The following is a 24,012-nucleotide window of genomic DNA, read 5'->3' as shown; positions in this document are numbered from 1 at the left end:
AGCATGGAAATGACAAATATTCGCCCTTTTCGCCGCTTTTCCACCCTATTACCCCGCCACTTTCACTCTTAGGCTACAACCACGTACATTCAGCCTGAGAGATCCGTTGCGGAAATAACGCTTTCTATACGGCAATTTGCCTTCTTTCTGGCAAGCTACCGCCCTCTTTCTGATCAAAAGCGCTATAAATCGTAGCACCTATATGCATGAAACAAATAGAAAAACAGTATGAATATGTGTGGTCGCGCGCAATTAGACGGCGCAATGCACGCTAACTACAAAAAAGGTGATAGATTGAAGGGGCTGTATAAATAAACAGGTCAATTTTATCATGAAAAGTCAGTTTTTACTTAGTGTAAAAGAGCACATGCTTACTCGTCATTATGCGAATAAAACCATCGAAAGTTATCTATTTTGGATAAAACGCTTTATCACTTTCCACCAGCTTGCACACCCTTCGACACTAGCAGAAGATGATGTCGTTCAGTTCCTGAGTTACTTAGCGGTAAAAGAAAAAGTTGCGGTAAAAACGCAAGCTTTGGCACTGAACTCAATATCATTTTTATATCGTGATTATTTCAAAACTCCACTATCACTTGATATGAGATTTCAGAAATCTCTGACCGAAAAGAAACTTCCCGTTGTGTTAACTAGGGAGGAGATCCGACGATTCGTTCAACATATCGACCCGAGGTATAAACTCCATATTCAGTTGCTTTATGGCTCAGGGCTTCGAGTCATGGAGTGTTTGCGCTTAAGAGTTCAGGACATCGATTATGATTATGGAGCTGTTCGTGTTTGGCAAGGAAAAGGAGGTAAAAATCGTACCGTAACGTTAGCAAAAGAGCTACATGAGCCGCTTAAAGCTCAGGTTAATTTAGCAAAAGATTACTATTTTAAAGATAGACACATGCCTGGTTATGCGGGCGTATACATCTCTGAAGGTTTACGACGTAAATACCCAAAAGCGGAGCTAGATTTTAACTGGCACTTTTTATTCCCATCAACAAAGTTAAGTACAGTTCGGGACACCGGAGAGCTCAGAAGGCATCATATCAATGAAAGTGCAATACAAAGAGCGGTAAAGCGCGCTGCAACGGATGCGTGTATCGAAAAAACAGTAACATGCCATACACTCAGGCACAGCTTTGCCACGCATTTATTGGAGTCTGGTGCTGACATTAGAACAGTACAAGAGCAGCTTGGTCACACCGATGTAAAAACCACGCAGATTTATACTCACGTTATCGAGCGCGGGGCTGGCGGCGTGTTGAGTCCATTATCCAGCCTTTAGAAAAACAAAGCCACCTCGAAAAGGTGGCTTGCTGTATAACTCGCTATTGACGAACACCGAGTTTCACATTGCCTTTTGAATCAAACCAAAGCGCTTGTGAACGGCGACGTCCAATCAATATTGGACCATCATCATAAAAGAGAAAGTTCTTCCAATGCTTTTTAAAAATCGACCACTTAGTTTCGATGACATTGTACTTCTCGTAGCAAAAGTAAACGGTCACATCGTCTTGCCAATCGACATGTGCCTCTACTTCCGCTGGCATGTCCGGATCATCCAACTCCCACGCAGCCATCCAATCAACGACTTCAGACCAGTTCGCCTCATTCATTGGCCAATCTTGGGAGCTAAGTCGATCCATATCAGGGCTTTGAGCACTAATATTTTCTTTCCAAAATTGTGCTGAACGAGCTTGGCTCATCGGCTTAATAAAAGCCAAATCTTCTTTTGGCACAGGCATCGACTGATGCGTAAAAATCCATTTTCTTTGGTATTCATCCAAAGGCAAATAAGACATTCAGTCTCCTTTATTACGATTTCAGCCAACCTTTCTCTGTGGCTTCTTCTATCAACTCTTTCGCTTTGTCCCATAAGGTAACAGAGCCAAATTCAATTCGTTTATTAATGGTAAGTGCTTGTTCACGAGAGACGCCATGCTCCTTCCAACTCTGACCATTATTATGGTAGTTCAAGAGCATTGGAATTAACCGATCGAGTGCTTTTGCATACTTAGCATCATCGGTCTGCGCGGCTTCAAATTCATGCCAAAGCGCCAATAACTCTTGCTCCTGATCGCTGGGTAACATACCAAACAAGCGTTCTGCCGCTCTAATTTCTTTTTCTACTTGCTCTTGAGACGCGGCAGTATCATAAACAAAGGTATCCCCCGCGTCGATCTCTACTACGTCATGTATCAATAACATTTTCATCACTCGGCAAATATCTACTGGTGCATTCGCATGCTCTTCCATCAATATTGCCATCAGTGTGACATGCCAACTATGCTCACCACTATTTTCGAGACGCCCTTCAGCACTTTTAACTCGGGTTCGGCGCAAAATACTTTTGAGTTTATCGAGCTCGATTACAAGTGCTAATTGCTTTTCCAATCGCTCCATACTATCGCCCTTCTGGTTGCCAATTCGGATTAATAAGTGACGTTAGAACGTGGTCTTGCCATTCACCATTAATCAAAAGGTAATCTTTTGCATACCCTTCTTGGTTGAACCCTACATGCTCTAGCACAGCTTCACTACGTTTGTTGTGAGGCATGTAGCCGGCTTGAATACGATGTAACTTCTGCACGTTAAACATGTAGTCGCAAGCCATGGTTAATCCACGACGCATATAACCATGCCCTTGCGCTTTTTCAGCGAGAGAGTATCCGACGTTACAAGAATAAAAAGGGAAACGACTCAAATTACTAAAGGATATCGTACCTAGCATTTCACCCGAAGAGGCTCTGACCAAGAGGCAATAATACCCCAACCCCATTCGATGCAGCTCATTGAGCTTGATAAGCTTTTGCAACCAACCGTTAACTGAGAAAAAAGCCTCTTCACGTTTCGGCTCAAACGGTTTCAGGTATTCTCGGTTCGCTTGAAAATACTCGGCAATCATATCTGCGTCACCGATTTCAGCGGTACGAAGAAGCAAGTCACCGTCCAACTTATGAACGGCGATAGATGAGCTGTTATCTTCCATTACAAATGATTAATTCCGTCTTTTCGTTCAATTCGATTAATTCTTGCGGATACCGTAATCACGCAGTTTATTAGCGATTGAGGTATGCGATACATTTAAGCGCTTAGCAAGCTTGCGGCTTGATGGGAATGACTGATACAAACGCTCCAGAACCTGAGATTCATAGTCACGCATGATCTCATCCAATGAACCGTCGATGTTAAGCGTTGCACTACCTGCGCCGACTGATTGAGGCTGAGGTAAATTGAAGTGCTCCGCGTTTAGTATACCACCATCCATTTCTGTGAGCGCTCGAAGAACCATATTATCCAGCTGGCGCATGTTTCCTGGCCACTGATAATTTGCAAGGGCATCAACTAGACCATCATCAAACTCTGGCTTATCAATCCCAAGCTGTTGAGCATGTTTCGCCACAAATAACTCAAGCAATGGCGCAACGTCATTTGAGCGCTTACGTAACGGAGGAATGCTGAGCGTAAGTACGTTGAGACGATAATACAAATCTTCACGGAACATTCCAGCCTCAGAAAGTTCGGCAAGGTTATGTTTTGTTGAAGCGATGATACGAACATCGACATGCATCTCATCTTCTGCACCGACACGACGGAAATTACCATCCTGTAGAAAACGTAACAGCTTTATTTGAAGATGCGAACTCATTTCACCGATTTCATCAAGAAATACCGTACCGCCATTTGCTTGCTCAAAGATGCCTTTGTGACCTTGTTCATGATTAAATGAACCCGGCGCATGACCAAAAAGTTCAGTTTCTGCTACATCGTCAGGCATCGAAGCACAACTCAAAACTAAGAATGGCTTGCTCGCACGGCTAGAACGGCTGTGGCAAGCTTTAGCAAGCATTTCTTTACCGGTCCCCGTTTCGCCTTCAATCAACAGGGGTTGATCAAGCACAGACAGCTTCTTAGCTTGGTTCATTAGCGCTTTATGACGGTTCGATATACCAACAAAGTGCTCAAAACCCAGAGGATTATGCAGCGGTAGCGCTTCTTCAATTCTGGCAACTTGCTGACTAGAGCGAATCGTCATTAGAGTGCTCGCTAGAGTCGAGTTTTGCGCTTCGTCTCGGATATAAACTGGCATCAACTCTAGAACATAGTCCAAGCCATCAATCACAAGGTTTTCCCGCGTTCGGCCATTAACACCTTCAGACCAACGAGAGAAACGAACACTTGGTAACAAAGCACCGATTTGAGTACCAATCACTTCTTGCTTGTGAAGGCCAAGCAATGAAAGTGCAGACATGTTTGCCATGTCTACGGCACCTTTAAGGTCGATGGCAAAAACCGGATCGGGCAAGTTATCAACTAGCGAGAGCAACTCCGTATTGTGGCGCTCCATCGGCATAAACTGGATTTTACGTACGTCTTTCACCCCCGGAATACGGCGGATTTCAGCCATCAGCTCACTAAACGTATCAAAATCAATATCTGGGCAGTTCAAATAGATAATACCGCTAATATCGATTTCGATACCACGCAAGTCGATGCTTTTAGACGCTAAAATATCGAGCAGTTCTCGGGTCAAGCCGAGTCGATCTTCACATAAGACTTCAAGACGCACTGAAAATATCCCAATTCACGACTGTCAGGAAAAGTTGACAGTAGTTTCTATCATGCTTGGAATGGCGTCAAGCAATCCTATCCATCAAAGTTGATATTCGTTACGGTTTCATCGTAATTGATGCAACTTTCGCCGCCACAGCCTTGCGTATGGTTCCCAATTTAACCTGACGGTCAGGATACCAAGGTAGTGGACGCAATAAGGTCATCGCTTTCAAGCCCAAACGTGCAGTGAGAATACCAACGCCTAGCCCCTGCCCCGCACGAGCAGAAACTTTGCCTGCAAGGTCCATCGACATCAAGTCCATACTAGCATCAATAGCCAGCTCACTGGCACCAGCCGCCGCCATATTGACAAATACCGCTTTTAGTAGCTTGATGCGAGAGGCGTAACCTAGCTCTACCCCATATACTTTGGAGAGGTTGTCGATCATTTTGAAATTTCGCCACGCCACCAGCAACATATCAGCGGCAGCCAGAGGGCTCACCGCGACTAGGGCCGCACACTCGGTTGCGTGCTGCGATACGATTTTCGTTGCCAATTTGTCTTGTTGGCTCACAACCATCGAGTCATACATATCAAGGATTTCAGCATCACTATGAGCTGGGTTAATGCTGTTCTGCCAACGATCAAAGCCCGGGTTCTCTGCCATCACACCACTTTGTTCTGCCACATTTTCGCAAAAGGCTTTCCCTTTCCCCACACTCTCACTATTAACAAGCGCTTCTGCTTCTTCTTGAACACTAAAATGATTTCGTAGTTTGCGCAGTTTCCAAAGCTCTTTACCCATCGCCCCTAAACCAAGCGAAGCGATCGCAGCAATAAACCCCGTCCAGCTTAAAGCCAGCCAATCAGAAGTTTGAATTGCGGTTATAACCGAGTCCACCGCTTGCCAGCCAACCAAACCAGCAAAGGTGGCAAATGCGCCAGTCGCAAGCCATTTTCTGCCCGGTTTTGGACGAATGACATGCTCGAGTTGCAATTCCTGTTCGGTCTCCTGGCGCTCTTCTTTAACTTCAACAGGTACGAATGTTTCTTTTTCGCCGAATGTTTGCTGCGCCGTTAACTCCGGTTGATTCGATTGCTGCTCTTTTTCCATTGCCTTTTCAGAGAAAACTTGTTTTTGCTTCAACTCACTCATTTCAATTTATCTCCAATCAGGTAATCCAGTGCTTTGTCTAAGCGTATGTGCTTCACTGGCTCATCATTCGGTGAGGGCATTGGACGGAATGACGTAAAATCAAATCCGTTGTTTTGCCAATAAGCCGCATTTGGTAGCTTTTTCGGCACTTCTCCCGGAAACATCGTCATCGGCTCACCATCCAACGTCGTACCCTGTAACGCCGGAATCGTCTTATCTCCAGAAGAAATAAATCCCGTCGTGGTTGATTGGATAGAAGCGATACTCATGCAGCTCATCTCGATATTCTCGTAGGCTGCGGTTTGCCACGCTGGATGCACCATTTGTTGTAGCAAAGACACCAAATTTGGGTGCTGATCGGGCGTGATATGATCCGCTTTTGTGGCAGCAAACAGCACTTTGTCGATTTTTGGTGAGAATAAACGGCGCAAAAAGCTACTACGACCATAACGGAAGCTATGCATGATCTGCTCTAGCGCTTGGCGCATGTCGTAAAACGCTTCATCGCCGGCATTGAGAGGCTGCAAGCAATCCACAAGTACAATCTGGCGATCGAAGGTCGCAAAGTGATGCTTATAAAACGCTTTCACTACTTTCTGTTGGTATTCCTGAAAACGCGCTTCGAGCATCGCCAAGTTGCTGCCCTTAAGCGCCTTGCTTTCCGGATCAGCACGACACGGGAAAAACTGTAGCACTGGCGCGCCTCCGAGCTCACCAGGTAATACGAAGCGGCCAGGCTGTACCCAATGAAGACCTGCGTCTTTACAGGTATGAAGGTACTCGGTGTATGTATGCGCAACTTTCTCGAGTAGTTTCTCGTTCACTTCAGCAGAAAGATCCACCTTTTCTAATTCAGACAGCCAAGCTTTGGCTAGATCGCCACGCTGGCCTTTAAGTGCATCAAACTGAGTTTGCGACCACGTCGCAAAGTCCATGTCCAATAACGGCAGGTCGAGCAGCCACTCTCCTGGATAGTCGATAATATCAACATTTAAAATTGCGGTTTTACTCAACAGCTTTTTCGTGGTTTTATTTGGTTTGTACTTAAGCGCTAAGCGAATCTCACTCACATCCCGTGTTGGTACTGGCCATTGAGGTGGGGTCGCATGGATCTGGCTCATCGCTTCGTCGTAAGCAAAACGTGGCACCATCATATTCGCTTGAGGTTCACGCTTCGCTCCAATAAGACGCTTATCTCTGGCTGCAGTCAAAAGAGGCAAATTATCATGGGTAGCGGTATGGAGAAGCTGATTCACTAATGACGTGATGAATGCCGTCTTACCTGCACGAGAAAGTCCGGTGACGGCAATTCGAACATTGGAATCCATACCTCTGTTGATAAAGTCATTGACTTCTTTCTTTATTCTTTTCATTGCGCTTCTTTATCTTGCTCCGCTCTAAAACAACGTTATCAGCAACTTCGGGTATTAATCTATGAATACTTACCGTTCCATACTGAACTCTATGAGTCTAACTTTATATACCTTAATAAAAGATGAACAAAACATTCGCTTAAAGCAGGATGAAAAAAGAAAAGCCCCTGAGTGGTTCAGAGGCTTACTTAATCAACACTAAAGCATTAGTGACCCTATTTATGCTGATTACTGTGTTGAACAGAAACCTGCTTTCTTTGAGTCTAGTCGTCTTCGATTAATTTATAGATAACAAATAGAGCGATTTCTAAAATCAGCCATAATACACACGTGATGGTCACGTACTTCTCATCAAAGATGCTGATGCCGTGAAGGATCAAGTCGTAGCCAACAAAGCCACCTACCACTACAGCAAGAATAATTTGTAGAATCTGAATAAAACGAGGCATGCCGTCTCCTAATTATTGTTCGCATAACGTTTGATTGCTATGCCCTAAGGTTTATATCTACATTATATAGACAAAAAGTGCAGTTTTCGCTGCACTTTTGTCAAATGTTTGCTAGGTAAATCAGCACCTTGTCACATTCTCTCTACTGAGACAATGTAAGATTGCCTTTTGCCTTATGCTTCCATCTCTTGAATTTTCACTTTCCAAGTGTCTGGACCGATTTGGTGCGCGTTAACACCATTTGAGTCTACAGCCACTGTTACTGGCATATCTTCAACTTCAAATTCGTAAATCGCTTCCATACCTAAATCTTCAAATGCGACAACGCGAGCTTTCTTGATCGCTTTCGCTACAAGGTAGGCCGCGCCACCAACAGCCATTAGGTAAACCGCTTTGTGATTCTTAATAGATTCAACCGTTGCAGGGCCACGCTCAGCTTTACCGATCATGCCCATGATGCCGGTTTTTTCTAACATCATATCGGTGAATTTATCCATACGAGTTGATGTTGTTGGGCCGGCAGGACCAACGACCTCATCACCAACCGCATCGACAGGGCCTACGTAGTAAATGAACTTACCGTTTAGATCTACGCCTTCTGGTAGACCTTCACCATTGTCTAACATGCCTTGAATACGTTTATGCGCAGCATCACGACCAGTCAGAATTTTACCTGATAGAAGAACGGTTTCGCCTGTCTTCCACTCTTGTACTTCTTCTTTAGTAATCGTGTCTAAGTTTACGCGACGCGTGTTTTCGCCCGCTTCCCAAGTAATGTCTGGCCAATCTTCTAGTTTAGGTGGCGTTAGCTCTGCTGGGCCGCTGCCATCAAGCGTGAAGTGTACGTGACGAGTCGCCGCACAGTTCGGGATCAAACAAACAGGCTTAGAAGCCGCGTGCGTTGGCGCCGTTTTGATCTTAACGTCGACAACCGTCGTCAAACCGCCAAGGCCTTGCGCGCCGATACCAAGTTTGTTCACGCGATTGAAGATATCAAGACGAAGCTCTTCTTCTGCGTTTTGTGGGCCACGGTCAATAAGCTCTTGAATATCGATGTGTTCCATTAGAGATTCTTTTGCCAATACCGCTGCTTTTTCAGCCGTACCGCCAATACCAATGCCAAGCATGCCAGGAGGACACCAGCCCGCGCCCATTGTTGGTAGCGTTTTCTCTACCCACTCAGCAATATCGTCAGATGGGTTTAGCATCACCATCTTAGTCTTGTTTTCACTACCGCCGCCCTTCGCTGCGATCTGAATTTCAACTTTATCGCCCGGAACCATGTTGATGTGTACGACAGCAGGCGTGTTGTCTTTGGTATTAATACGTTTACCGGCAGGATCCATAAGTACTGACGCACGCAACGGGTTGTCTGGGTTCGTATACGCTTGTCGAACACCTTCATCTACCATCTGCTGAACCGTCATGTCGGTTGAGTCCCATTGCACGCCCATACCGATGTTGACGAAACACGTCACGATACCAGTATCCTGACAAATTGGTCGGTGACCTTCTGCGGACATTCGGGAGTTAATTAGGATCTGAGCAATCGCGTCTTTAGCGGCTTGGCTCTCTTCGCGGTGATAGGCTTTTTCAAGAGCTTGAACAAAGTCTAGCGGGTGGTAGTAAGAAATATACTGTAGCGCATCAGCGACACTGCTGATCACATCCTGCTTGCGTATTACCGTCATTACATGCCTCGTTATAGTTATGCTTCCATTATTGGCTTGGCTTCAATCGTGTTTGTTGAGCTTATTGCTCTTTTGAGCTTCGTTTTTTATAAACAATTGTCGAACGGCTGATATCGACACACGAAACGCTGAAGTCGCCTACTTGTAAACCATCTCAAAACCCTATGAATAGAGGGTGTTTGGCTATACAGAGGAATATGATACTCTTGCTGCCCATGACATGCCATGCAGTGAACGATCTCTTTGTCACAAATTACACAAATGAACAACATGGACAATCAATTCATTGATTTTAAAGCGCTGGAATATGCACCAGAGTTTGCTCTTCACCTCTTTTCTCGCATTCAACACCAGCCTTGGGCGATGTTGCTGCGTTCTGCATCAGAAACGCATATCGATAGCCGCTTCGATGTGTTGGTTGCCAACCCAATTGCAACGTTAGAAACCACTGCCGAAATTACACAAGTTGAAACGCCATCGAATGCCTATTCAACTCAAGATGACCCATTCGCGCTGCTTCATCAGTTGCAAGAACAGTGGCTTCCTCACGTTGAGTTAAATAAAGAATTGGATTTGCCTTTTGTCGGCGGAGCGCTCGGTTACTTCAGTTACGATTTAGGTCGACGCGTAGAAACGATGCCAGAACTGGCCGAAAAAGATCTCAACACGCCTGATATGGCGGTAGGTCTGTATGAATGGGCCGTTGTTGTTGACCACAAGCTTAAAAAAGCCTGCCTAGTCGGTCAGAATATCGAGCAAGCTTGGCAATGGTTAAACGAGCAAAAAGCAGAGCAAATCGTAGACTTCGCTCTGTCTGGTGATTGGCAGTCAAACATGACGAAAGAGAGCTACGCCACTCGCTTTGACAAGGTGCAAGAATACTTGTTGAGCGGTGACTGCTATCAGATCAATTTGGCGCAACGCTTTAACGCACCGTATCAAGGCTGTGAGTGGCAAGCGTATCTAAAATTAGAGTCCGCCAACCAAGCGCCATTTTCCGCTTTTATCCGTATGCCAGAGTCTTCGATTTTGAGTATCTCTCCAGAGCGCTTTTTAGAACTCAAAGATCGCGTCATTGAAACGAAACCAATCAAAGGTACTCGCCCACGCAGCGAAGACCCAAAGCAAGATAACGCTAGTGCCCATGACTTGCAGACAGCGGAAAAAGATCAGGCCGAAAACCTAATGATTGTCGATTTGCTGCGTAATGACATTGGTCGAGTTGCATCACCGGGTAGCGTTCACGTGCCAAAGCTGTTTGAGATTGAAAGCTTCCCCGCAGTGCATCATTTGGTGAGCACCATTCGTGCGAATTTGGATGAACAATACGCTCCTGCGGATTTGCTGCGAGCGTGTTTTCCAGGCGGTTCAATTACCGGCGCACCTAAAGTTCGCGCAATGCAGATCATTGAAGAATTGGAGCCGCATCGACGCAGCGCGTATTGCGGCAGTATTGGCTACATTTCACGCCATGGTCGTATGGATACCAGCATCACCATCCGCACTCTCGTAGCGGAGAATCACAAACTGTACGCTTGGGCAGGCGGCGGCGTCGTTGCGGATAGCGATTGCGCTTCTGAATATCAAGAAACGTTGGATAAGCTCTCAAAGATTTTGCCAGCGCTGCAATAGTAGGTTTCGCCAAATGGCAACGGTCTATGAATCCTGCTAACGAAAACAAGCAAAAACGCCTCCAGTACGGAGGCGTTTTTGTGAGCGTTGTTTGTCTGTCCTTTAATGTTTAGCCGTTAGCCAACAAGCATCCGTTTTTTAAGAGGCAGCGTCTACTGCTCAAGCCACTTACACATGATCTGTTCAATATCGGTTGCGGTGTACGGCTTAGTGAGGATGTCGTCCATGCCTGAATCAATGCACTTTTGACGCTCTTCGATAGTAGTGCCAGCGGTTAATGCGATAATAGGATGAGTAAAGCCACGTTCTCTCAGATACATCGTCGCCTCATAACCATCCATTTCTGGCATTCGGCAATCCATAAATATCAGTTCGTAATCTTTGTTTTTCACCGCTTCTAAGGCTTCTTTCCCATTGGCTTTTAAATCAGGCGTAATGTCGAGTTTTTTCAGCATTTGAGTAACTATCACTTGGTTCATTCTGATGTCGTCAACCACCAGTATTGAGCGTCCTGCCAAATCACTTCGCTCTATATTAGCTAATTCCCCCTCTGCTGCGCCTTGGGCTTGCCCCTCCTTTAGAGGAATAGAGACTTTAAAGGTGGTACCTTTGCGTTCTTCACTTTCAAAGCTAATCTCGCCCTGCATCAAATCCACTAGATTTTTACAAATCGCAAGGCCCAAACCAGAGCCTTCAAAACTGCGCTTCGCCGAGCGATCTACTTGCACAAATGGGTCAAATAATGAGGGCTGCGCTTCTATCGGGATGCCAATACCCGTGTCTTCAACCTCAAAATGCGCAATACCGTTTATCCACTCCACTCGCAGCACCACCCCACCCAAATGAGTAAACTTAATAGCATTTCCCACCAAGTTGACCAAGATCTGTGTAATTCGCTCTAAGTCACCAACTAAAAACTCGGGAATTCCGAGCTTTTTATCGATGGAGAAATGAATTCGCTTTTCTGCTGCTTTAGCTGAAAATACGCCCATGATGGCTTTTTCAAGCTCTTCCCAAGCAAAGACCTTATCGATGATTTCCATCATACCGGCATTCATCTTGCTGAAGTCGAGAAGATCGTTAATGATGACCCTCAACAAGTCTCCCGATTGAGTCAAGTTGTTTAGGTAATGGCGTTGCTCTTCACCTAACTGTGTTCGACTTAGTAGTTCAGCACTACCTAACACGCCATTAAGAGGTGTTCGCAACTCGTGGTTAATCATGGCGACAAACTCTTTCGTCGCTTTTTCCGATTCCTCTGCCCGCTTTCGCAGCTCCACTTCTCGCTCTAAACTCAAATGCCGGCCAATGACCCCATGAACCAAATCCGATACCAGCTCCATCTGTTTGGAAATAAACGACTGATCGATTTGATCCAACTGAACAGAGAAGATCAACTCCCCTACTGTTTGCTTGTCAATGATGATAGGCAAATGCAAGTTTTCCCCCTGCCAATTGGGGACAGTCTTAATCGTATTCTCATGGCGAAGCTGTAAATGACCAAAATGATGTCGGCGCAAAGAAGAGAGTTTTGTGGAATCAAGATGTAAGTAAGCCGCAGAAATGATTGAGTTCGAAGTGAGCTGTTCAATAAAACTGGCAATCATGGCTTCATCAAACGTGCTCGACAGAAAAGTTCGACCAAACTTAATCAGCGTCGCGTCAACTTTCTCTTCGAACTCAAACTTGCGTAAATCCTTTTTTGATTTCAACTCAAGCTTTTTCAAAGCAACACTTAGCTGTTGAGTAGATTCATAAAGTTCGAAGCTCTTCTGCTCCAATAACCGCTCAGCTGCTTTTCTTGATTCGATTTCTCGTTTGAGTTTCCTTTCTAGCGAGGAACTTCCTGTCATATCGTTCTTATTGTGCCTCTAACCAAAAGCGAACCTGGCTACCATCTTCTGACTGGTTTTGGTGTTTGATATGAATAACTTCACCAAAGTGCGCTGCGCAACCTTTTATTAGACCTAAACATACGTGAGACATGCACCGCGCACTTCGATAATCAAACACCATGTTTGATTGAGTCTCGCTGATAAAATCAAACTGAGGAGGATTAGCATCTGGGTAGAGCTTTTTGACCTCGACATGAATAAAATCTTCAACATGGCGAACAAATTGAAATGTCGTTTCACACTGCTGCAAACTGGCATGACTAGGAATCGAGCGAAGTAAATTCAAAAAAACGCACTCTCCAAATACTTCTTGCAGTTGTTCAGGTGGAATGCCAGATACTTTACTGAGATTCACAATCAATTTAACCAAGTCTTTATGATCGTAACTGCCAACCGCCGTATAAATCCCTTCGTCATTAGAAAGGTCGAGCACTTGGTCTAACACATCGAGACCAAACTTCTCTTCCACTAACTCCATGAACTCGGTGAAAATAATCCCTTTCATTAGTCAATACTTGCCCTGTGGTGACCTCTTAAAATAAAGAATGGGTTATAACCTTATAAGTTTCAAATTATTATACCCAAGCAGAGTGAGACACACGACACAAAGCAGGGAAAGACCAATGGCCGTACTTTGGTATTGCCGTACTACTACTTTAATACCGTACCAACGGCGATAGCACCACGCCTCTTGCGGCCATTGAGTATAATAAATAGTGGTTAGGCACAATAAATAAGGATTTGGTTTGGTTATCGACAAAACTCAATTACTGCAAAACTTTCAATTTCGGCTTCCAACGGGTTACCACAAAGAGTCCCTCGCGCGACTGAAATGGATGAAAGGAAAATCACTGCGAGACGCAGCGGTCTTAATTGGTTTTGTAGAACGCCCGGAGGGGCTACAGGTCATTTTGACAAAGCGAGCAGCGCACTTGCGTCATCATCCGGGACAAATCAGTTTCCCCGGCGGTAAGTTTGAGCAGGAAGATCATCATCTAATCAATACGGCATTAAGAGAAACCAAAGAAGAGATCGGTATAGAAGATGAACATATTCATGTATTTGGCCAGCTTCCAACATTGCCTACGATTAGTCAGTTTAATGTGACACCGTTTTTGGCCTTTATTTCTCCTGAGTATAAAACGCATATTGACCCAAATGAGGTGGAGTCCGTTTTTGAAGTTCCTGCTAACCACATTCTGAACCCGAAAAAGCTGTACAGCACCAAGTTTGACCTAAAAAACAGCAGTCATCGTGTATTTGCTATCCCATATAGACAGCATTTCATCTGGGGCATGACCGCACAAATCATCGAATCAATGCAAAAACATATCATTTCACATTAAAAACTTCTGATATCGGTATTTTTATGGCTGCGATCATCATGCGCATCAATATTAATAAAACGTTGCTTCATAAACATTCATTCACATTAGATTAATTTGCCGTTTTCACCGCAAACGCTTGCGGTGAAATAAATTTATACAAACAGCCCTATCGATAAGTTTTTCTAATTTTACTCATTAGCAGAAATCACGAGTAGCACATCATTTTCGTGATAAAAAGCAGGTTTTTGACATATCATTCAATAAGCGTAAGCAATAAATGATTTAGATCTAATTTTCCTAGTGTAAAATCTTGCAAAATTACTCCCGACTTATTTCCTGTTCCCAAAATGAGTAACTAAAAAATGAATACAACTACTTCTGCGGTTTCTACCGCACAATCGTCTAGTAAGTTTTCTTACAAAGACTTTACCTGGTGTCTGTCCCTTTTTGGTACGGCAGTAGGTGCCGGTGTACTATTCCTTCCTATTAAAGCAGGTGCAGGTGGCTTTTGGCCATTAGTAATCCTAGCCCTAATCGCAGCACCAATGACTTGGTTCGCACACAAATCTTTAGCTCGCTTCGTTCTTTCTGCGAAAAACCCAGAAGCGGACATCACTGACACAGTAGAAGAGCACTTTGGTAAGACTGGCGCAAACCTTATTACGTTCGCTTACTTCTTCGCTATCTACCCAATCGTACTTATCTACGGTGTTGGTATCACAAACACGGTTGACTCTTTCCTAGTTAACCAAATGGGTATGGAATCTATTCCTCGCTGGCTACTTTCCGGTGCACTTATCGCTGCAATGACAGCGGGCGTAGTGTTCGGTAAAGAGCTTATGCTGAAAGCAACTTCAGCGATGGTTTACCCTCTAGTGTTCATCCTACTAGCGCTGTCTGTGTACCTAATTCCTGGTTGGAACACTTCAATGATGGAAGTATCACCTGACTGGGGTGCAATGCCAGCTATCGTATGGCTAGCAATCCCTGTTATCGTGTTCTCTTTCAACCACAGCCCAATCATTTCTCAGTTCTCTAAAGAACAACGTCGTGTATACGGTGATGACGCAGTTAAGAAAACTGACGCTATCACTGGTGGCGCAGCGATGATGCTAATGGGCTTTGTAATGTTCTTCGTTTTCTCTGTTGTACTTTCTCTGTCTCCAGAGCAACTAGCAACAGCACAAGAGCAAAACATCTCTGTTCTTTCTTACCTAGCAAACGTTCATGAGTCTCCACTGATCTCTTACTTAGGTCCACTGGTTGCTTTCGCGGCTATCACTTCTAGCTACTTCGGCCACTTCCTAGGTGCGCATGAAGGTCTAGTTGGTCTAGTGAAATCTCGTTCAAAATCGCCAGTAAGCAAGATCGAGAAGATGTCTCTTATCTTCATCGTAATCACAACTTGGATCGTTGCTATCGTTAACCCAAGCATCCTAGGTATGATTGAAACAATGGGCGCACCGATGATTGCGGCAATCCTATTCTTGATGCCTATCTTCGCAATGCAAAAAGTTCCAGCGATGGCTAAGTACAAAACTTCAGCACCTGTGCAAATTTTCACAGCAATCTGTGGTCTTGCTGCCATTAGTTCTGTAATCTACGGCGCTCTTTAATCATCCCTGCCCTAGCACGGTATGATTAATCCAAAAATATAACGATAAAATTAAGCCTCCCAACTCCCCTTGGGAGGCTTTCTTCTGAGGTAATCGATATGATTAGTGTTTTTGATATCTATAAAATCGGTGTTGGACCTTCAAGCTCACACACTGTAGGCCCAATGAAAGCGGGTAAAGAGTTTATTGATGATCTTCGCGCAATGGGAAAACTGCGCGACATCACTAAAATCACCGTTGACGTTTATGGATCACTATCACTGACAGGGAAAGGTCACCACACAGATATTGCTATCATCATGGGTCTTGCAGGCAACACTCCTGAGAAAGTTGATATCGATTCTATCCCGGGCTTTATCGCTCGCGTAGAAGAAACTGAACGCCTTCCTGTTGGCATGCACTGTCACACAGTATCGTTCCCACGTGAAGGTGGAATGAACTTCCACAAAACAAACCTTGAGTTACACGAAAACGGCATGCAAATCCACGCTTGGATTGATGACGAAAAAGCGTACTCAAAAACTTACTACTCTATCGGCGGTGGTTTCATCGTTGATGAAGAAAACTTCGGTAAAGAAGTTGAGAATCCAGTAAAAGTTCCTTACCCGTTTACAACGGCAGAAGAGCTTGTAAAGCAATGTCATGAAAGCGGCCTGTCTATCAGTGCGCTAACCATGAAAAATGAACATGCGCTTCATTCTGACGAAGAAACTCGTACTTACTTCGCAAACATCTGGCGCACAATGCGCGAATGTATGGATCGCGGTATGAACGAAGAAGGCATTCTGCCTGGTCCACTACGCGTACCTCGTCGTGCGGCAGCACTTCGTCAGCAACTGCTTACTTCTGAAAAAACAACGAACGATCCAATGTCTGTTGTTGACTGGGTAAACATGTTTGCTTTTGCAGTAAACGAAGAGAACGCAGCAGGTGGTCGTGTTGTAACTGCTCCGACTAACGGTGCATGTGGCATCATCCCTGCGGTACTGGCTTACTATGACAAGTTTATTCAAACCGTAACTGAGAAAGACTACATCCGTTACTTCGCAGCTTCTGGTGCAATTGGCGGCCTTTACAAGCGTAACGCGTCTATCTCTGGTGCAGAAGTTGGCTGTCAGGGCGAAGTTGGCGTGGCATGTTCTATGGCAGCAGCGGGCCTTGCTGAGCTTATGGGTGGTAGCCCAGAGCAAGTATGTATGGCGGCTGAAATTGCGATGGAGCACAACCTAGGTCTAACTTGCGACCCGGTTGCAGGTCAGGTTCAGGTTCCATGTATCGAGCGTAATGGTATTGCAGCTGTAAAAGCAATCAACTCAACTCGTATGGCACTGCGTCGTTCTTCTGCTCCTACTGTTTCTCTAGATAAAGTTATCGAAACAATGCTAGAGACAGGTAAAGACATGAACGCGAAATACCGTGAGACTTCTCAAGGCGGCCTAGCAGTAAAAGTTATCTGTTAATAAGCCTTACTGAATATCGACGAAACCCGAGCCTCTGCTCGGGTTTTTTATACTTCATTAACCATGAATAATGGGTTGCTACACCCAGCATAAAAAAACCTAAAACCTTGAATATATCCAATTATTATGGATATCCCCGTAAAAAATCACATCCCTCTCCTAGCTTTATTGATAACGTAGCCAAAAATTAAACTTGGAGCACACCAACACATGATTAGGTTTGAAATTGGAAACCAAATCTGCGTTTGCTTGTCCGAAAACGAAATATCTTTAGAGCTCAATCAATCACTCCACCACTCCATTCCTGTCAACCCAAATGAGTACGCCATTCTGTCAACCATCGCCAAATACGGTAGCTTAAATACGCCAATTAGCCAGCGATTGATAGAAAGCAAAATCACTCAACAATACAAAATGACACTGCCTGAAAATGGCTTTAAAAACGCGGTGGCCGCTCTAAGAAAGAAATTTCGCAAGCTCACGGAAGAACACGTAACCACAAAAAAAAATATTATCGAAAATATTCACCGGACCGGATACTTCATCCCTTTTACTATGCAAAACAACCATCAGAATGGCATCGACCATCAACACAAGATCAATCAATACACAACAAACAGCCTTGGCAAAGCCCTTCGTATTTGTCTGCGTAATAAAAAGATCTATTCAGATACGCTGTGGGTCGTGTTGATCACAGCGATCATTTTCTTTGCCATCTGTTACTACGCGATCAACAGCATTGTGAAACATAATTATCTGGATAACGCCTTCGAAATTGCAGAGAACCTTTCCCAAAAGAGCTGCTTTGCTGATGAAAGAGAATTGAAGTCGCTCTTTGATAATGTAAAGCTGGTGGAATCGAGCATGATGCTGGACCGTTTCAATATCCGGTGTTTAGTCACCCCCGAAACCGTTGTCCCTGTCAGCAAAAAAGCATTTGAAGAGTGGAGTAATAATAGCAATTATACGACCCAATCATTTGACTTGAATAACGCGACCGTTTTGGTTCGTGTCAAAAACATTAACTTATCCGACAACGTTGAAAATCATATTTCGCGTTTTTTTCTTTCCGGCATGAAGCTATCAACCAATACAGGGACCTCTTTAGAAATTGGTAACACCAATGAACGCTTTTTCAACTATCACGTGAAGAACAGCGGCTATAAAGAGGTGTATTACATCTCTGGCCCGTTTCAAAGCATCATTTTATTAAGCTTGCTGTTTCTAATAATACTGCGTCATCGCTCCCTACAAGCCTTTATGGCTTATTTGTGTGCAATTCGACAATTTAAAATCAAACTGGAGCCGATTTATGACACTTCCGCGCAAAAGATTGTGCATTACGAAGCGCTCTCGCGATTTAAGGTAAAAAATACGCAACGGTTTATTGAAACACTGATCCGCAATGGGCTGCTCCTTACTCATACCTTACTGGTGATAGAGTCCATCTATACTAAGCATAAAGCCTTGCCTATTCCTATCAGCATTAATGTTTGTCCTTCTTTGCTGCGAGGACGCAACTTTTCAATCCTACACAGAGAACTATCTAACCGAGATTGTCGTTTGCTGACGATTGAAATCACGGAAAATGCATCGATGTACTATACCTCAGAGATTTATGGCAATGTCGCGAAACTAAAAGCACTGGATTGTAAAATCAGTATCGATGATTTTGGCACCGGCAACAACAACGTGTCGCTCATCAGTAAAATCAATCCAGATTATTTGAAAATAGATCGGGAGTTTGTGATTGGTTTAAAGTCGGACGATAAGAAAGTGGAAACGTTGCGTCAGTTAATCGCCATGGGGAATACGTATCGCTGTACAGTCATTGTCGAAGGCGTAGAAACCGCCGATAGCGCTCACTTGCTCACAACAATAGGTGCCTATATTCACCAAGGTTATTATTATCCTCTGCATTTCTAGCTTTTCTTAACCTCGTGAGTTACTTAAACTAGAGGGAATACTCTATTAAAGTTCGTGGCGGCATGAGGATATGCCGCCAATTTGTGGTTGAACGATGATTGCTATTAAACACACCAAACTGAAAGATTTTTCGAGTTTGATGCAATTGGATGTGCAGGAAGAGCAGAAAGGATTTTCTACGCCGTTTGAAGTGGCTTATCAAAAACGCAATAAGTCTGAAGCGTTCTTTACGATTTATTCTGACGATCTATTAGTTGGCTATCTTGTTATCGATAAAGGCTTCTCCCAACATGCGCCCTTTGCCAAAAGGCACGAACTGGGGCTCAAGTACTTGATGGTTGATCAACGTTTCCAACGCCAAGGGGTTGGGAGTGAAGCGTTACGCAAACTGTTCGTTTACGCGTATACCATTGACCCTGAAAGCACCTCTCTTTGCGTCACTGTGCCACAGAGTCAGCAATACGCTATCAGTTTTCTTGATGCGTGTGGATTCATCAATACAGAGAAAACAACGTTTGGTGAGAACGAAAAAGAGTGGATTTTACGTCATCCACTGAGCTAGCAAGAAAAGTATAAAAAATAGGGAATATCCAGATACAACAAAGGCAAGCTCATGGCTTGCCTTTGTCTTCAATGCTCAATAAAAAGTGACTTATTCACCTTTGTAAATACAACCGGCTGTGCACGTTTCTTTGATTTCTACTTTGCTTAGCAACGGTAAACTTGGCTTAAGCTGTTGCCAAATCCATTTTGCTAACACTTCGCTCGTCGGATTCTCCAAACCTTCAATGTCGTTCAGGTAATAATGGTCTAAACGATTGTAAATTGGTTTGAATGCCGCTTTGATTTCAGCGAAATCCACTACCCAACCAGTATGCGGGTCTACCTCACCTTCTACATAAAGACGAACTAAGAAAGAGTGTCCATGCAAACGACCACACTTATGGCCTTCAGGTACATGTGGCAAGTGATGTGCCGCTTCGAACATAAACTCTTTGTACAATTCTGTTTTCATCTTGATTCTCAGGCTTTAAAAAGACACGCAATACTAAGGAATTCACTGCCAACAGACAAGTGCTACTCAATACAAGCGTAGCAAAACGCCGTTTGTTCTCAGCGAAAATAATTAAACCTTTGTCCTGAACGTCGTATTTCTGTCATGCGCCAAACATTTGATTACACAGCACTCACATCACAATTACATATCCCCAACATGAGTGGGGTCACAATCATTCATTTCGTTGATCGCAGTGTGCATTTGTGCACATTAAGATTGTGCAGTTCGTTCCAATTACACTTATAAATTTATGCGCTCAACTATCACTTTTAAGCTCTTGCTCGCGTTAATTGCCGTCTTCAGCTGTGTTCTGGCTGCCTCTACGGCTTATCAATACCATCAACAAAAAACCTTAATCAATGATGTTCTCAGTGAACAGCTTCATGATAAGGCTAGTAATTACTTCGATAGCCTAAACATGATGATGCTAACAGGCACCATGTCGCAAAAAGAAACTTTGCGAAAAAAAGCACTCGCTCAAGAAGGGATTGAAGAAGTTCGCGTGTTGCGGGCCGATACCGTAACCAAGCTTTACGGACCAGGACAAGCAAACCAACAACCGGTCGATGATATTGACCAACGAGCTTTAAATGGCGAACTGGTCATTGAGCCAATTTCAGCCAATTGGGGGAACGGACTGGTTGTCGCGCTACCAATGAAATCAAGCGAAAATTATCGTGGCACCAACTGCGTTTCTTGCCATGTAGCACCAGAAGGCGAAGTATTGGGCGCGATTCGTTTGGAATACAACATGAACCACGTCAATTCAATGATCAATAAACAGGCAATGTTTGCGATGGGAATAATGGCCGTTATCGCGTTTGTTGGTTTTATTATAACGATGAGTTTGATTCGTAAGATCATTGTTCGCCCAATACAAAAAACGTCTCAATTCATGGCGAATGTAAGCCATAGTAAAGATCTATCTCAACGACTTGTTCATCACCAAAAAGATGAGGTAGGCCAGCTTTCTACCGCGATTAATTCGTTTATGGATACGGTATCCGAGAGTTTAGAGCGTGTACAAGACACCTCCCACTCTCTTGCCAATTCAGCTAGTCAGTTAACGGATGTTGCACAATCAACAGACAAAGCGGCCAATAATCAACAATTGGAAACCAGTGACGTACAAAGCAACATCACCGACATGTTGCAACAACAAACCGCCGTTGAAGACTCGACCAATAACGCCACAGCTCTAGTCAACCACACCGTTGATGTTGCCACTCACAGCGCAAGCCAAGCACACAGCGTGAGCGAAGACATCAAACACTTGGTGAGCAATATTGACGGCGTACGGGAAAAAATCAGTTCGTTAAACCAAAGAACCGAGGAAGTGTCGTCCATTCTTGGGGTCATTAAAGGCATTGCAGAACAAACCAACCTACTCGCGTTGAATGCTGCAATTGAAGCCGCCCGAGCCGGAGAGCAAGGACGCGGTTTTGCCGTCGTCGCGGAGGAAGTGCGTAACCTAGCTTCTCGGACCGCCGAAGCCACAGGCAACATTGAGCATATCATTTCTCAATTCCAGCAAGGGAGTGAAGAGTCCTTAGCCTCTGTGGATACTGTCTGCCAGTTTGCTCACCAACGTTCAGTCGATGTCGAGACACTTTCAGTCACGATGCATAACGTTGTCGATGAAATGCATCAAGTTCTGAAACATGCGGAAAACATCCAAAGCCAGACGCAAACCACATCCGACGTCAGTCAGCGTATTCAATCCAAAATTGATGTGATCACACTGCATGCTGACGACACATCGCAATCAGCATCGCACACGCGTGATATTAGTGTTGATTTAGAGCATCTATCCGAACGTTTAGAGCAATTACTTAACCAATTCACACTTTCAGAGCATCAAAGAGTGAATAAATAGAGAGATTCTCCCCATCAAAATGAATATAAAGGTTGATGCGAGCGAATTGACAGGTAATATGTCTCGTTGAATCTGTAAAATGCTACCCAACTCAGCACTCAGCTTGTTTTTTGAACAAAAATGTTATTAGACAAGTACTTTAATAAGTGTTGGGTTGAATTTTTACCTCAATGGAGAATATTGAAAACATGACTTACGCGCCTGTATCAGACGTATTGAAAGGTCAGCTAGCAGTAGACAGCGAAGTGACTGTTCGTGGCTGGATCCGTTCACGTCGTGATTCCAAAGCTGGAATCTCTTTCCTTGCCATATATGACGGCTCTTGTTTCGACCCGATTCAGGCCGTGGTCCCAAATAATCTTAATAATTACGAAGACGAAGTACTAAAGCTAACGACTGGCTGCTCTGTTGAAGTAACTGGTAAGATTGTTGAATCTCCTGCAAAGGGCCAAGACTTCGAACTTGCTGCCACTGGCGTTAAAGTGGTTGGTTGGGTTGAAGACGCAGAAACTTACCCGATGGCAAAAACTCGTCACTCTATCGAATACCTACGTGAAGTAGCGCACCTACGTCCGCGCACAAACGTAATCGGTGCGGTAGCACGTGTACGTAACTGCCTATCTCAAGCGATCCACCGCTTCTACCACGAGCAAGGTTACTTCTGGGTATCTGCGCCGTTGATCACTGCCTCAGATGCTGAAGGTGCTGGTGAAATGTTCCGCGTTTCTACGCTAGACATGGAAAACCTGCCTCGTACAGACGCTGGCAAAGTGGACTACAACGAAGACTTCTTCGGTAAAGAAACTTTCCTTACGGTATCTGGTCAGCTAAACGCGGAGGCTTACGCTTGTGCACTAAGCAAGGTTTACACTTTCGGCCCTACTTTCCGTGCTGAAAACTCAAACACAAGCCGCCACCTAGCAGAGTTCTGGATGGTTGAGCCTGAAGTTGCGTTTGCAGAACTGGACGACGTTGCGAAACTGGCTGAAGACATGCTTAAGTACGTATTCAAAGCAGTACTTGAAGAGCGTCGCGATGACCTTGAGTTCTTTGCTCAGCGCATCGACAAAGAAGCCGTTAGCCGTCTAGAGAACTTTGTTTCTTCTGACTTCGCACAAGTTGACTACACTGACGCGATCCAAATTCTGCTGGATTCTGGCCGTGAGTTCGAATTCCCAGTTGAGTGGGGTATCGATATGTCATCTGAGCACGAGCGTTTCCTAGCGGAAGAGCACTTCAAAGCGCCGGTAATCGTTAAGAACTACCCGAAAGACATCAAAGCATTCTACATGCGTATGAACGATGATGGTAAGACGGTAGCGGCAATGGACGTTCTAGCACCTGGCATCGGTGAAATCATCGGTGGTTCTCAGCGTGAAGAGCGTCTAGACGTACTGGATGCACGTATGCGCGAAATGGGTATCGACCCTGAGCACATGAGCTGGTACCGCGACTTGCGTCGTTACGGCACAGTGCCACACGCAGGCTTTGGTCTAGGCTTTGAGCGTCTAGTATCTTACGTAACAGGCATGGGCAACGTTCGTGACGTGATTCCATTCCCACGTACGCCTCGCTCTGCGAACTTCTAATCACTTTTTAGTGAGACAGAATTAGAAAAGACCTCCCTAGTGGAGGTCTTTTATTTTGTGCTCAACCGTCAATACCATCTGCTAAGTAACTCAAGCTTGAGTTAGTCTTCTTCCTTATCTCTGTCCGCTTTTTCAGCGTACTTTACGCCCACAATACATAAGCCAAACATTACGAAAGGGATCACGGCCGCGGTGTACTCTGTCCATGCCATATGAGAGAAAGACTTCGCCAAAATGAGATGCGCAAATACCAGTAAAAACGCACTAAAAATAGCAACGGCGATTAACCTTAACTCATGTTTAACCAACTGCTTTTTCATCTTAAATCCTGCTTAATCGTCCAAGGTCTGTCGACCTGAATAATGATTGAAGCACAATTTGCAAAAATGGCGCTGATACA

The 24,012-nt window shown here is 44.5% G+C and carries 21 protein-coding genes; 9 read left to right on the top strand and 12 right to left on the bottom strand.

What is annotated here, in order from left to right; genetic code table 11:
• The first annotated feature begins 331 nt into the window (after nucleotides 1-331).
• Nucleotides 332-1,294, top strand: a complete 963-nt coding sequence (locus NL645_RS14115) for an integron integrase (protein WP_253651874.1) — start codon at nucleotides 332-334, stop codon at nucleotides 1,292-1,294.
• 43 nt (nucleotides 1,295-1,337) lie between these two features.
• Here the strand turns inward: NL645_RS14115 and NL645_RS14110 are convergent, their stop codons facing one another.
• The 8 genes from NL645_RS14110 to NL645_RS14075 form a co-directional block, all read right to left on the bottom strand.
• Nucleotides 1,338-1,811: a DUF2947 domain-containing protein gene (locus NL645_RS14110; protein ID WP_005396934.1), complete on the bottom strand. Its 474-nt coding sequence runs from the start codon at nucleotides 1,809-1,811 to the stop codon at nucleotides 1,338-1,340.
• Between the two features lie 13 nt (nucleotides 1,812-1,824).
• Entirely contained in the window at nucleotides 1,825-2,412 is a 588-nt protein-coding gene (locus NL645_RS14105) for an HD domain-containing protein (RefSeq protein WP_005396932.1), read from the bottom strand.
• Between the two features lies 1 nt (nucleotide 2,413).
• A complete protein-coding gene (rimJ, locus tag NL645_RS14100) occupies nucleotides 2,414-2,998 on the bottom strand; it encodes a ribosomal protein S5-alanine N-acetyltransferase (RefSeq protein ID WP_237312243.1) in 585 nt (194 codons plus the stop codon).
• A 36-nt stretch (nucleotides 2,999-3,034) separates the two neighbouring features.
• On the bottom strand, nucleotides 3,035-4,579 hold the full coding sequence (tyrR, locus tag NL645_RS14095; protein ID WP_005396927.1) for a transcriptional regulator TyrR: 1,545 nt from the start codon (nucleotides 4,577-4,579) through the stop codon (nucleotides 3,035-3,037).
• 100 nt (nucleotides 4,580-4,679) lie between these two features.
• Nucleotides 4,680-5,720 carry a YcjF family protein gene (locus NL645_RS14090; RefSeq protein ID WP_203347140.1) on the bottom strand — a complete coding sequence of 347 codons (1,041 nt, stop codon included), beginning with the start codon at nucleotides 5,718-5,720 and terminating at the stop codon, nucleotides 4,680-4,682.
• A complete protein-coding gene (locus NL645_RS14085) occupies nucleotides 5,717-7,093 on the bottom strand; it encodes a YcjX family protein (protein ID WP_085344003.1) in 1,377 nt (458 codons plus the stop codon). The genes NL645_RS14090 and NL645_RS14085 overlap by 4 nt, the downstream gene beginning before the upstream one ends.
• 263 nt (nucleotides 7,094-7,356) lie before the next feature.
• A complete protein-coding gene (locus tag NL645_RS14080) occupies nucleotides 7,357-7,542 on the bottom strand; it encodes a hypothetical protein (protein WP_012841654.1) in 186 nt (61 codons plus the stop codon).
• A gap of 173 nt (nucleotides 7,543-7,715) precedes the next feature.
• Nucleotides 7,716-9,233 carry a fumarate hydratase gene (locus tag NL645_RS14075; protein ID WP_005376905.1) on the bottom strand — a complete coding sequence of 506 codons (1,518 nt, stop codon included), beginning with the start codon at nucleotides 9,231-9,233 and terminating at the stop codon, nucleotides 7,716-7,718.
• Between the two features lie 270 nt (nucleotides 9,234-9,503).
• Here NL645_RS14075 and pabB point away from each other — a divergent pair, with 270 nt between their 5' ends.
• Nucleotides 9,504-10,865 (top strand): aminodeoxychorismate synthase component I, encoded by a 1,362-nt coding sequence (gene pabB / locus NL645_RS14070; protein WP_253651873.1) that lies wholly within the window; start codon nucleotides 9,504-9,506, stop codon nucleotides 10,863-10,865.
• Between the two features lie 152 nt (nucleotides 10,866-11,017).
• On the opposite strand, the gene NL645_RS14065 is transcribed toward pabB, so the two are convergent.
• Together NL645_RS14065 and NL645_RS14060 are read right to left on the bottom strand one after the other, a co-directional pair.
• A complete protein-coding gene (locus tag NL645_RS14065; RefSeq protein WP_005396909.1) occupies nucleotides 11,018-12,718 on the bottom strand; it encodes an ATP-binding protein in 1,701 nt (566 codons plus the stop codon).
• Between the two features lie 7 nt (nucleotides 12,719-12,725).
• Nucleotides 12,726-13,265, bottom strand: a complete 540-nt coding sequence (locus NL645_RS14060) for a heme NO-binding domain-containing protein (protein ID WP_012841652.1) — start codon at nucleotides 13,263-13,265, stop codon at nucleotides 12,726-12,728.
• A 241-nt stretch (nucleotides 13,266-13,506) separates the two neighbouring features.
• Here NL645_RS14060 and NL645_RS14055 point away from each other — a divergent pair, with 241 nt between their 5' ends.
• From NL645_RS14055 to NL645_RS14035, 5 genes are all read left to right on the top strand, one after another.
• A complete protein-coding gene (locus NL645_RS14055) occupies nucleotides 13,507-14,106 on the top strand; it encodes a CoA pyrophosphatase (RefSeq protein ID WP_005396902.1) in 600 nt (199 codons plus the stop codon).
• Nucleotides 14,107-14,450: 344 nt separating this feature from the next.
• Nucleotides 14,451-15,704, top strand: a complete 1,254-nt coding sequence (locus NL645_RS14050) for an aromatic amino acid transport family protein (protein ID WP_005396901.1) — start codon at nucleotides 14,451-14,453, stop codon at nucleotides 15,702-15,704.
• Nucleotides 15,705-15,802: 98 nt separating this feature from the next.
• Complete coding sequence (locus NL645_RS14045) at nucleotides 15,803-17,164, top strand: L-serine ammonia-lyase (protein ID WP_005396900.1); 1,362 nt, start codon at nucleotides 15,803-15,805, stop codon at nucleotides 17,162-17,164.
• 210 nt (nucleotides 17,165-17,374) lie between these two features.
• Nucleotides 17,375-19,090: an EAL domain-containing protein gene (locus tag NL645_RS14040; protein ID WP_253651872.1), complete on the top strand. Its 1,716-nt coding sequence runs from the start codon at nucleotides 17,375-17,377 to the stop codon at nucleotides 19,088-19,090.
• 94 nt (nucleotides 19,091-19,184) lie between these two features.
• Nucleotides 19,185-19,652 (top strand): GNAT family N-acetyltransferase, encoded by a 468-nt coding sequence (locus NL645_RS14035; RefSeq protein ID WP_253651871.1) that lies wholly within the window; start codon nucleotides 19,185-19,187, stop codon nucleotides 19,650-19,652.
• Between the two features lie 90 nt (nucleotides 19,653-19,742).
• Here NL645_RS14035 and queD read toward each other — a convergent pair whose 3' ends face one another.
• Nucleotides 19,743-20,105, bottom strand: coding sequence for a 6-carboxytetrahydropterin synthase QueD (gene queD / locus NL645_RS14030; RefSeq protein ID WP_005376896.1), 363 nt, complete (start codon nucleotides 20,103-20,105; stop codon nucleotides 19,743-19,745).
• Nucleotides 20,106-20,397: 292 nt separating this feature from the next.
• Between queD and NL645_RS14025 the strand changes: the two genes are divergently transcribed.
• Nucleotides 20,398-22,023, top strand: a complete 1,626-nt coding sequence (locus tag NL645_RS14025) for a methyl-accepting chemotaxis protein (protein WP_006741436.1) — start codon at nucleotides 20,398-20,400, stop codon at nucleotides 22,021-22,023.
• Nucleotides 22,024-22,211: 188 nt separating this feature from the next.
• A complete protein-coding gene (gene asnS / locus NL645_RS14020; RefSeq protein WP_046876186.1) occupies nucleotides 22,212-23,612 on the top strand; it encodes an asparagine--tRNA ligase in 1,401 nt (466 codons plus the stop codon).
• Nucleotides 23,613-23,713: 101 nt separating this feature from the next.
• Here asnS and NL645_RS14015 read toward each other — a convergent pair whose 3' ends face one another.
• Nucleotides 23,714-23,932, bottom strand: a complete 219-nt coding sequence (locus tag NL645_RS14015) for a hypothetical protein (RefSeq protein WP_012841649.1) — start codon at nucleotides 23,930-23,932, stop codon at nucleotides 23,714-23,716.
• Between the last annotated feature and the right edge of the window lie 80 nt (nucleotides 23,933-24,012).

The organism is Vibrio sp. Y51_MX_L26, assembly GCF_024181935.1.
GTDB lineage: Bacteria > Pseudomonadota > Gammaproteobacteria > Enterobacterales > Vibrionaceae > Vibrio > Vibrio diabolicus.
The sequence above is the reverse complement of the archived record's forward strand: the minus strand, read 5'-3'. Positions and strand labels throughout refer to the sequence as shown.

Coding starts and splice junctions, on each gene's coding strand:
- NL645_RS14115 (WP_253651874.1), top strand. CDS start 332: ATGAAAAGTCAGTTTTTACTTAGTGTAAAAGAGCACATGCTTACTCGT.
- NL645_RS14110 (WP_005396934.1), bottom strand. CDS start 1,811: ATGTCTTATTTGCCTTTGGATGAATACCAAAGAAAATGGATTTTTACG.
- NL645_RS14105 (WP_005396932.1), bottom strand. CDS start 2,412: ATGGAGCGATTGGAAAAGCAATTAGCACTTGTAATCGAGCTCGATAAA.
- rimJ (WP_237312243.1), bottom strand. CDS start 2,998: ATGGAAGATAACAGCTCATCTATCGCCGTTCATAAGTTGGACGGTGAC.
- NL645_RS14090 (WP_203347140.1), bottom strand. CDS start 5,720: ATGAGTGAGTTGAAGCAAAAACAAGTTTTCTCTGAAAAGGCAATGGAA.
- NL645_RS14085 (WP_085344003.1), bottom strand. CDS start 7,093: ATGAAAAGAATAAAGAAAGAAGTCAATGACTTTATCAACAGAGGTATG.
- NL645_RS14080 (WP_012841654.1), bottom strand. CDS start 7,542: ATGCCTCGTTTTATTCAGATTCTACAAATTATTCTTGCTGTAGTGGTA.
- NL645_RS14075 (WP_005376905.1), bottom strand. CDS start 9,233: ATGACGGTAATACGCAAGCAGGATGTGATCAGCAGTGTCGCTGATGCG.
- pabB (WP_253651873.1), top strand. CDS start 9,504: ATGGACAATCAATTCATTGATTTTAAAGCGCTGGAATATGCACCAGAG.
- NL645_RS14065 (WP_005396909.1), bottom strand. CDS start 12,718: ATGACAGGAAGTTCCTCGCTAGAAAGGAAACTCAAACGAGAAATCGAA.
- NL645_RS14060 (WP_012841652.1), bottom strand. CDS start 13,265: ATGAAAGGGATTATTTTCACCGAGTTCATGGAGTTAGTGGAAGAGAAG.
- NL645_RS14050 (WP_005396901.1), top strand. CDS start 14,451: ATGAATACAACTACTTCTGCGGTTTCTACCGCACAATCGTCTAGTAAG.
- NL645_RS14045 (WP_005396900.1), top strand. CDS start 15,803: ATGATTAGTGTTTTTGATATCTATAAAATCGGTGTTGGACCTTCAAGC.
- NL645_RS14040 (WP_253651872.1), top strand. CDS start 17,375: ATGATTAGGTTTGAAATTGGAAACCAAATCTGCGTTTGCTTGTCCGAA.
- NL645_RS14035 (WP_253651871.1), top strand. CDS start 19,185: ATGATTGCTATTAAACACACCAAACTGAAAGATTTTTCGAGTTTGATG.
- queD (WP_005376896.1), bottom strand. CDS start 20,105: ATGAAAACAGAATTGTACAAAGAGTTTATGTTCGAAGCGGCACATCAC.
- NL645_RS14025 (WP_006741436.1), top strand. CDS start 20,398: ATGCGCTCAACTATCACTTTTAAGCTCTTGCTCGCGTTAATTGCCGTC.
- asnS (WP_046876186.1), top strand. CDS start 22,212: ATGACTTACGCGCCTGTATCAGACGTATTGAAAGGTCAGCTAGCAGTA.
- NL645_RS14015 (WP_012841649.1), bottom strand. CDS start 23,932: ATGAAAAAGCAGTTGGTTAAACATGAGTTAAGGTTAATCGCCGTTGCT.